General features: G+C 63.6%; 4 protein-coding genes and 2 pseudogenes. All 6 read right to left on the reverse strand.

What is annotated here, in order from left to right; translation table 11 throughout:
- Nucleotides 1–136, reverse strand: a pseudogene (locus tag D4765_RS19865) (IS256 family transposase); the annotation flags it as partial.
- A 249-nt stretch (nt 137–385) separates the two neighbouring features.
- Nucleotides 386–1,057, reverse strand: a complete 672-nt coding sequence (locus D4765_RS18450) for a response regulator (RefSeq protein WP_136643779.1) — start codon at nt 1,055–1,057, stop codon at nt 386–388.
- Nucleotides 1,045–2,799, reverse strand: a complete 1,755-nt coding sequence (locus tag D4765_RS18455; protein WP_136643780.1) for a sensor histidine kinase — start codon at nt 2,797–2,799, stop codon at nt 1,045–1,047. The genes D4765_RS18450 and D4765_RS18455 overlap by 13 nt, the downstream gene beginning before the upstream one ends.
- A gap of 9 nt (nt 2,800–2,808) precedes the next feature.
- Nucleotides 2,809–4,059 (reverse strand): serine hydrolase domain-containing protein, encoded by a 1,251-nt coding sequence (locus D4765_RS18460; protein WP_136643781.1) that lies wholly within the window; start codon nt 4,057–4,059, stop codon nt 2,809–2,811.
- A 580-nt stretch (nt 4,060–4,639) separates the two neighbouring features.
- Entirely contained in the window at nt 4,640–6,952 is a 2,313-nt protein-coding gene (gene katG, locus D4765_RS18465; protein ID WP_136643782.1) for a catalase/peroxidase HPI, read from the reverse strand.
- Nucleotides 6,953–7,376: 424 nt separating this feature from the next.
- Nucleotides 7,377–7,845 (reverse strand): annotated as a pseudogene (locus D4765_RS18470) (IS982 family transposase); the annotation flags it as partial.

The raw sequence follows: 7,845 nt of genomic DNA on the forward strand, positions 1-7,845 counted from the left end.
CGCCGATGAACGCGGTCGCTTCCGCATCGATCAGCTCCTGGTAAAGCGTCTCGGTCGCGACCCGAATCCGGTCGGTGACGTCGGTGAGTTTCAGCTCGCCGAGAAGGTCGAGCAGGGCAGACTGGTCCATGGCCATCGTGTGCTTGTGTCTTTCTGTGAGGAACTGCGAACGGTTCTCACTGACCATCGCACGGTGGCTCTGCACGTCGCGGACGCAACGCTCAAGAACCCGAAACCACACCACTCACGGGGACGTCACCTCGTGAAGATCCTCGTTTCCAAGATCGCGGCGATACGTTCCGCAGCCGTGGTCGCAAACGTCCGAGGTTGGTTTCTAAACGGCAGCCCTGCTGGCGGCCGCGCAAGTATCAGTGCCGGACCGCTCTCAGTCGCCGCGCCGGGTACTGCTGGCAGCGGAGAGAAACCGGATGACCGCCAGCACCCGCCGGTGATCATCGGCGTCGACCGGCAGCGCGAGTGCGTCGTAGATGTTCGAGGCGTGCTGCACGACCGCCTTTTCGCTGAGGTGTAGCTGGCTCGCGATGCCCGCGTTGCTTCGGCCCTCGGCCATCAACCCGACGACTTCCAGCTGCCGCGGCGTGAGGGTCCCCACCACGCCGTTCGCCCTGCTCGCCCGGCTCACCAGCACAGAGATAACATCGGGGTCGAGGGCAGTGCCGCCGGCCGCTACCCGCCGGAGGTCCGCAGTGAAAGTCGTCACGTCGGCGATGCGCTGCTTGAGCAGGTAACCGATGCCTCCGCTGTTTTGGTCAAGTAGTTCGGTGGCGTACCGGCGTTGTACGTGCTGCGACAGCACGACCACGGCGATCGCCGGGTGGCGCTTTCTGATGCGGATGGCAGCGAGCAGCCCTTCGTCGGTGCGGGTCGGGGGCATTCGGATGTCGGTGATCACGAGGTCGGGCCGGTGTAGTTCGACCTCGTTCTCGAGCTCGACAGCCGTACCGACAGCAGCCTCTACCTCGAACCCGTCTGCTTCGAGAAGCTGCCGGAGGCCCTCCCGCAGCAGAACCTCGTCTTCACCGATCACGACGCGCATGGCAAGTCAACTTTCATGATGGTTCCCCGGTTCAGGGGTGATTCGAGTGAGAATGTGCCGCCGAGAACATCGACGCGGTCAGAGAGGCCCTTGAGGCCGGTTCCGGAGTCGAGACTTGCGCCACCCACTCCATCGTCGGCGACTTCAATGAGCAGCCGGTTCTTCACTTGGCAGATCCGAACCTGTACCAGGGTCGCCTGCGAGTGTTTGACGGCATTAGTGAGCGCTTCGGCCACAATGAAGTAGGCGGTGTGGGTCGTCGCAGACGCCAGGGAATCGTCATCGACAACGGCCTCCAGGGTTGCCGGAATCGCCACCCGGTCGACGAGGTCTTCTGCCGCAGCAGACAGGCCGCGCTCGACGAGCGCTGCCGGGAGTACGTTGTGCACGAGCCGCCGGAGGTCTGCCGCCGCACCATCGATACGCTGGCGAAGTTTTGTCGAAGCTGCCCGCGTCGATTCCGCAACGCCGGGAGCCGTCCCGATCTGCTGCGCCTCGAGTCCGAGCAGCACGAGCTGCACCTGAAGGCCGTCATGCAGATCCCGAGCGATTCTCGTGCGCTCCCGGTCGGCTGTCTCCACCAGACGGAGCCTCGACTGGAGGAGCGCTTCGTTACTGGCGAGCAGCTCTGCGGCTAGCCGCTCGCGGTCGACGGCGATCGCCAGCACGTCACCGGCTTGGCGTACGTCGTGCTCGTTTTCGATCATCCGGTTGTCGTAGTTGATGGCGCCGACGAGTCGAGAATCCACCCGCACCTCAAGCCGCGACCGGTTGGGGTCGGTGTGGGCCGCCAAAACCGGCGCACCGAAGTCGTCGACGTACAGCGATCGTTGTTCCGACCAGTAGTAAACCCGCAGTGAGTTGTCCCCCAGGGTGCTGGCCAGGGCCTGCGCGACTGCCGACCGAGTAGCCCCCGACAGCCCGAGCCAGGCACTCAGGGCCTCGATTTCACCCGTACGGGCGAAGCCGCCCCGCAGCACGCCGATAAGAAAAGCGATCGGCAGCCCAGCTGAGAGTGCGAGCTGGATGGTGCCGATGAGGAAAGACCCAGCGCCGAAAGATCGAAGCACCTGCGGTGTCAGCGAAATCAGAACGACGGCAATGCTGCCGTAGAGGAAAAGTGGAAGCAGCGACCTGCGATGTACCTGGTCTGCCGCCCGCAAGCGAACGATCAAAACGATGGCCGTGACAATCATTACGACGAGCCCGAGTGAGGCTTGCACTGCCTTGACGGCATCGAACGCACGTGGGTCGTCGACAAGTAGATAGAGCGCCGCCTGCAAGCCGATCGCCACGACGTAACCAGCAACCACCGTTGCGACCGACAGCCGCCCGCGCAGCTTGCCCGACGGGAAGGCGTGCAGCAGATGCACCGCTACCGCCAATATCGTTGTCGCGAAGATCACGCTGAGGGCGACGAGCCCGTCTACCTGAAGGTTGATGAGACCCCCGACAAAGACACTCAAAGCGCCGAAGACGATCAATGCGCCGGTCGCGTTACCCGGCCGACGCCACCATGCGACGATGCCAGCGGCAGCCCAGATCCAGAAGGTGCCGGTGAATACCGCGACCGCCGCCAAATTGTCGGGTGTTCCGGCACCCACCGTCAGCTGAACGATCCCCATCAAGAGCATGCTGATCATGATCACGACAAGGGCCAGTCGCAACGATCCCGGTCTTCCCGAGCGAACCCGGGTCGGGGTGGTCGGTGCGACCACCCCGATCTCTCCGCGATCGGTCACCGTCACTCGCTAGTGCTTGGGCGGCGGGGAGAAGGAATGACCGAGGGCAGCCGAGACGGAGACGAACACGCGCGTCGCCGGAGCTGCGCAGGGTAACTCACTCGGGTTGCCCTCCAAAGTGACGGAGTCGGAGCATCCACCGTTCGGAATGTCACTGTTGACCATGATGATCACCGTAGTGTCACTTATCGTGTCGTAGAACATCGAGGTGTTGTACCCGGGTACTTCGCCGCCGTGCCCAACCCAGCCTCCGGAGCATCCCCAGCCGAATCCGTAGCCGGCGGCTCCGGGTGACGAGGTGAGACGCTCGAGCTGCTGCTGGGCCGGGAGCAGGCCGTTCCCGGTGCCCATCGCTCGCACGAACGTGGTGAGGTCTGCCGCGCTCGAGATTAATTCGCCAGCGGACCAGCCCCACGAGGGGTTCCAGGCGGTGGTGTTCTCGGGGTGCTCGACCGTCGCGGTGTTGCCCTGCAGCGTGAAACCCTGCGCGTGCGGTGCCGGGTAGTCCGCCGAACCGGCGGGAAAGATCGTGTGATCGAGCCTTAGCGGGGTCAAGATCTTCTGCTGCAGTACATCCTGGTAGCTCTGGCCAGTGACCCTCTCGATCACCTTGCCGAGCAGCACTGTGTTCGTATTCGAGTAGTTGAAGCTCGTTCCCGGTGCGAAGAGGGGAGGCAGGGCCAGGCCGATCGAGACCAGCTCGTTCGGATCCCACACCTTCTCCGGCTCTGCGAAGAAGGCCTTCTGCCACGCCGGGTCGAGTGTGTAGCTCGCGAGCCCGCTGGTCATGTCGCCGAGCATCCGGAGCGTAATGTTGTGGCCGTCGGCGACGCCTGGTACGTACTTCGAGATGGGGTCATCAAGGCTGAGTTTTCCGGCTGCTTCGAGTTGCAGGATGAGCGTCGCGGTGAACGGTTTGGTGATCGACCCGACACGCTGATACATGTCCGTAGTCATCGGCACGCCGGTTGCCGGGTCAGCGACGCCGTACGCCTTCAGGAACAGACCGTCTTTCGACTGCACGGCGACGATTGCGCCGGGTGCGGACGAGCTGGCGAACCCCGACTGCGCAGCCGCGTCGATGGTCGCCCTCAGATTGGCAGGCATCGGCGTGGTCGGCAGTGCGTTCGTGCGGGCAACGACCGCTGCCGGGTCGGCGACACAGGTGGACGCGGCTCCGGTCGCATCGGGTGTGCTGGTCGCCGCGCCCGTCGGTGAGGACGAGTTGGCGCACCCCGCGAGGAGCAGAACAGCCGCCATGACAACCGCAGATCTGACGAGTGGCGTAAAGACCAAGGAGTACCTTTCAGGAGGGTGAAACCGTGTAAGTGCGGCGGGAACCGGACGGCCTAGACTTCACTATTCCCGAGGCGAGCCTGTCATCCCATAGACCTAAGCCCCGTTACACCGGAGAAGGCAGCAATGGGCTCAGGGGCCAGAGGCAGCACACAATTCATAGACACAGATCGTCTCATATCCGTAGGGCTGGAGGTTCAAATGGTCAGCGCACCGGTAGTGAAGCAACTTGACATAGGCATCCAGCCGAGCTGGGGCGCAATCTTGTCCCCTCCAAACCCCGCCGCCCGGAGGTCCCGCAACCGGGCCGTTACCTCAGGGACCAACCGCACCGAAAACCGTGCACCACAAACGTCATAAACATCCTCCAAAACTGTCAGACGGTGCGTTGACCGATTGAACCTCCCAACTATGATAGGAGGCGCCGTTCCCTCCGCGCGGAGGATGTCGAAAAGAGTATCGACATTCACTCCAGCATCCAGCCGCGTGACATGCTCGCTCGGATGCCGAGCCATCGAAGCTCGTTGGGACGCGACCTGCGGGGTCAGGCGGTCATTGCACCGTACCGTTTGTGGCCCTTGACGTCGTAGCGGTCGAGCATCATGACCTTCGACCAGACGCGTATGAAGTCGCGGACGAACCGCTCTTGCCCGTCGCTGCTCGCGTAGGCGTCGGCGATCGACCTCAGTTGCGCATTCGAGCCGAATACCAGGTCGTTCCGGGAGGCCCTCCAGCGAGCTTCGCCGGTCGCCTGGACACGACCAGTGAAGATCGTCGCGGTCTCGTCGTCTTTCGTCCACACCAGGTCAGTGTCGGTCAGATGCGCGAGGAAGTCCGTCGTCAGGATTCCGACGCGATCGGTGAGTACACCCACGTCGGATCCGTCCCAGTTGGCGCCGAGCACGCGCAGCCCGGCGGTCAGGACGGTCCACTCCGGTGCGGTGAGCGTGAAGAGGTTCGCTTTGTCGAGGAACGCCGCCTCGGGTGCGACGCCCGGAGCGAACTGGTCGAAGCGCTCGGATACGAAATTGCGGAACCCGTCCGCGACGGGTCGCAGCCACTCGAACATCTCGATGTCAGTGAGTTCCTGAGTGGTGTCGACACGGCCTGGTGTGAACGGCACTCTGGCGTCAGCTCCTGCCGCCCGTGCTGCCTGCTCCACGGCGGCGCTGCCGGCGAGGACGATCAGGTCGGCAAGAGACACCTGCCGCCCGCCCGACGTCGCCGTGAAAGCCGCCTGCACGTTCCGCAGCGTGTCGATGATTGGGACGGTGCGTCGGTTGACCGCCCAGTCCTTCTGAGGCGACAGGGCAAGGCGGGCACCGTTCGCGCCCCCGCGCTTGTCGCTGTCGCGGTAGGTTGAGGCTGCGGAGAACGCCGTATACACGAGGTCGGACACGGACAGCCCTGTCTCGAGGACGGCTTCCTTGAGCGCTGCCACGTCGGCCTCGTCGAGTGCGGCTCCTGCTGTCTCCGGGAGCGGGTCCTGCCAGAGCAGGTCGTCGGCGATTCTGACCTCGGGACCGAGGTACCGGTCCTTCGGCCCCATGTCGCGGTGCGTGAGCTTATACCAGGCCCTCGAGAACGCGAGAGTGAACAGGTCAAAGTCGGCCAGGAACCGCTCGCACACTGCCCGATACTCCGGGTCGACCTTGAGTGCGATGTCCGAGGTCATCATCATGAGTGGGTTCATCTGGCCGAGCACGTGGGCGTCCGGGGTCTTCGGCGCCTCCGGGTCGGTCGGTGTCCACTGCAGAGCGCCGGCCGGGCTTCTTGTCTGCTCGTAGTCGTACGCGAACAGGTTCTCGAGGTAGGTGTTGTCCCACTGTGTCGGGTTTGGAGTCCAGCTGCCCTCGATACCGTTGGTCGAGGTGTACTCGGCGTTGCCGGTGCCGACCGGGTTGTGCCAGCCGAGCCCCATCGACTCGATCGGGGCTGTCTCAGGTGATGGTCCGATGTCAGATGCGGGAACCTGGCCGTGACTCTTGCCGAATGCGTGGCCACCGGCGATCAATGCCACTGTCTCCTCGTCGTTCATCGCCATCCGAGTGAACGTGATGCGGATGTCGCGTGCTGAACCCATCGGGTCGCCGTTCGCGTACGGCCCCTCGGGGTTGACGTAGATGAGCGCCTGGTGCGATGCGGCCAGCGGGCTCTGCAGGTCGTAGTCCGCGTCTCCGTTCTGACCATGCCAGCGTTCGTCGCGGCTCACCATCTCGTCAGGGCTAGCGACCGCGTGCGGGTTCCAGACCTCCGGACCCCACCAAGTGCCATCGTCCGGTTCCCACGCATCGAGCCGTCCACCACCGAAACCGTACGTCGGCAGGCCCATCAGCTCAAGGGAGCAATTACCGGTCAATACCATCAGGTCGGCCCAGGACAACGCGTTACCGTACTGGTGCTTAACTGGCTGCAGGAGCCGTCGTGATTTGTCGGTGTTGCCGTTGTCCCACCAGCTGCCGATTGGTGCGAACCGCTGCATCGCGGTGCCCGCTCCGCCACGGCCGTCGGCAATGCGGTACGTGCCGGCAGCATGCCACGCCATTCGGATCATCTGTGGGCCGTAGTTGCCGTAGTCCGCCGGCCACCAATCGACCGATGTGGTGAGCAGACGCTTGATGTCCGCCTTGAGCGCCTCGAGGTCGATCGTGGCGAAGGCAGCCGCGTAGTCGAAGTCCGCGCCGAGCGGGTCTGCGTCGACGCCGTTCCGATGGAGGAGTTCGACCCGCAGGCGCTGCGGGTACCAGCTGTCAAGGCTCGGCGACTGACCGAATGTACCGCCGAGGTGATCACCGCCGGCCGGCAGCGCGCCAGCCATGTGGAAACTGCATGTGTTGGTCTGGTCGTCCGTGCTCATTGATGCTCCTCGTGTGCTCGAGTTGGGCAGAAAGCGTCGTCGTCGCGGTCAAATTTCAAGATCAGCCAGCTGCATTGCAGCAGCGTCAAACTGTGGTGCTCTGGTGCTGCTGTTGAGCAGTGCGCCGCAGGCGACCGACCTGACGGGAATCCAGATACGAAGATCGTAGACCAGCAAGGTGAGCATGACGTGCCAAGGGGATGACTAATTTCCAGACGGCGGTGGTCGTGCAGCGGTCGAGCACTCACGGGTCGACTCACGATTGGGAAGAAATAACACGGCGGATTTGAGCAGTGATTGCGCCAGTAGGGTTCATAGGCCCTGTTGTCGGAGCAGGGCGGGAATGCGCTCACGGAAGAGGAAGAATCCCCGTGCTGCGTGCGGCCACGCGAGAGTGTCCCAGCGCCTCCTAGATGAGTGAGTCCTAATGGTCGTAGGCGATGAGGGATCGTTTGATTGGGGCTCCGATGAGCCAGTTGTGCCAGATTCCCGCGGCCAGGGCGAGTAGCCGGGCCGCGACGCGGGAGTAAACCCCTGGGATTGTGCGGCCACCATGATCTTCAAGGGTGAGCTGGCCTTTCATCGTGTCGAATACGGACTCGACCCATTGGCGAATCCCGCCGAGTTTCCCGAACCGGGGCTTCTCGTCCTTCCGATCAGGCCGGATCAGAGTCGCGCCGAGGTCGTCAGTGATGAAGGCTTCGAAGTCGCGGCTCGCGAAGCCTTTGTCGGCGACGATGACTTGTCCTTGCCGGATGAGGTGGTGGTCGTGTCTGAAGAGCGCTTCAGTAACTTCGCGTTCGCCGATCTTGGGGTTCGCAAGTCCCCAGATCACGGGCATCCCGTCGGGTGCGCAGAGCAGGTAGAGGCGTAATCCCCAGAAGTAGCGGGAG

This window comes from Subtercola vilae, from assembly GCF_004923255.1.
GTDB classification, from domain to species: Bacteria; Actinomycetota; Actinomycetes; order Actinomycetales; family Microbacteriaceae; genus Subtercola; species Subtercola vilae.

Bases quoted from the DNA above. Each gene is read 5' to 3' on its own strand.
- D4765_RS18460 (WP_136643781.1), bottom strand. From the start codon at position 4,059: ATGGCGGCTGTTCTGCTCCTCGCGGGGTGCGCCAACTCGTCCTCACCG.
- D4765_RS18450 (WP_136643779.1), bottom strand. From the start codon at position 1,057: ATGCGCGTCGTGATCGGTGAAGACGAGGTTCTGCTGCGGGAGGGCCTC.
- katG (WP_136643782.1), bottom strand. From the start codon at position 6,952: ATGAGCACGGACGACCAGACCAACACATGCAGTTTCCACATGGCTGGC.